Origin of the sequence: Microcoleus sp. B6-A1 (assembly GCF_036705085.1) — a bacterium.
Lineage (GTDB): Bacteria > Cyanobacteriota > Cyanobacteriia > Cyanobacteriales > Microcoleaceae > Microcoleus.
Window position 1 is genome coordinate 1 of sequence record NZ_JAUBTU010000202.1, and the last position, 1163, is coordinate 1163.

At 47.1% G+C, this 1163-nt stretch carries 1 protein-coding gene; it reads right to left on the bottom strand.

What is annotated here, in order from left to right; translation table 11 throughout:
• Nucleotides 1-141: 141 nt before the first annotated feature.
• Nucleotides 142-987 carry a pyrroline-5-carboxylate reductase gene (proC, locus tag QUB11_RS31195; RefSeq protein ID WP_333315276.1) on the bottom strand — a complete coding sequence of 282 codons (846 nt, stop codon included), beginning with the start codon at nucleotides 985-987 and terminating at the stop codon, nucleotides 142-144.
• Between the last annotated feature and the right edge of the window lie 176 nt (nucleotides 988-1163).

Sequence of the window (1163 nt, forward strand, 5' to 3'; positions counted from 1 at the left end):
TCCCGCCCGTCCAAAAAGGACGGGCGGGACGCCCATCCCACTTTCAAGAGTGGAAGTTATTTAATTCTCATTCCTAAGTCAAATTGCTTGACAAGTTCCTTCAGCTTGAAGTCGCTATAAGCCATCTTAAATTCTCTGTTTTTATTTACCTAATTCTTGAGAACGCAAACAAGCTGCTTTCACTGCTTCTATCAGCGCAGAACGAAAGCCGTTACTCTCTAATTTAGCAATTCCCGCAATAGTTGTGCCGCCGGGACTTGTAACTTGATCTTTCAATTGTGCCGGGTGCATTCCCGTTTCTTGCATTAGCTTCGCCGTACCGAATACAGTTTGCAAAGCTAATTGAGAGGCGATCGCCCGTGGCAAGCCAGCACAAACTCCACCATCTGTCAAGGCCTCAATCAAAATTGCTACATAACCAGGCCCGGAACCAGAAAGCCCAGTCACCGCATCTAGCATACTCTCAGGCACTTCTACCACTTCTCCCACGGCCTGAAAGATGCGCTTTACCAATTCTAAATCAGCCGGTTGAACAAGTTTTCCCGGAGCGATCGCGCTCATTCCTGCTCCTACCGTGGCCGGAGTATTCGGCATCACCCGCAGCACTCCCCGCCCCGGAAACGCGGGTTCGAGCTTGCTCAGTGGCACTCCTGCCAAAATCGACACTACCAGCGCTTCTGGCTGGGAATTAGCCGTTTCTCCATTATTTCCTTGTTTGCGATCGGCCGCCACCGCCAACTCCAAAGCTACCGTATCAAAAACTTGCGGTTTAATCGCCAAAAACAGCACTTCTGTAGCGGCAGCAACTTCTAGATTGCTGGCTGTTGTTCCAATCCCGTAGGTTTCCGTCAAAAATTGGCGGCGTTGAAGTTGTGGGTCGCTCACCAATATTTCAGAAGGCAAATAAACTTTTTGTGCAATTAAGCGGGATAAGAGAGCTTCTCCCATTACCCCGCCGCCGATCGTACCAAATTTTATGTTAGTCATTAGTCAGTTATTAGTTAGTTGTTATTAGTTAGTTATTATTAGTTATTTGTTATTAGTTATTTTTCAATAGCCAACTGCCAACTGCCAACCGTCAACTGCCAACAGTCAACAGTCAACAGTCAACAGTCAACAGTCAACAGTCAACAGTCAACAGTCAACAGTCAACAGTCAACAGT

What these genes read in the sequence shown, in the direction of transcription:
- proC (WP_333315276.1), bottom strand. Translation starts at nt 987, where the DNA reads ATGACTAACATAAAATTTGGTACGATCGGCGGCGGGGTAATGGGAGAA.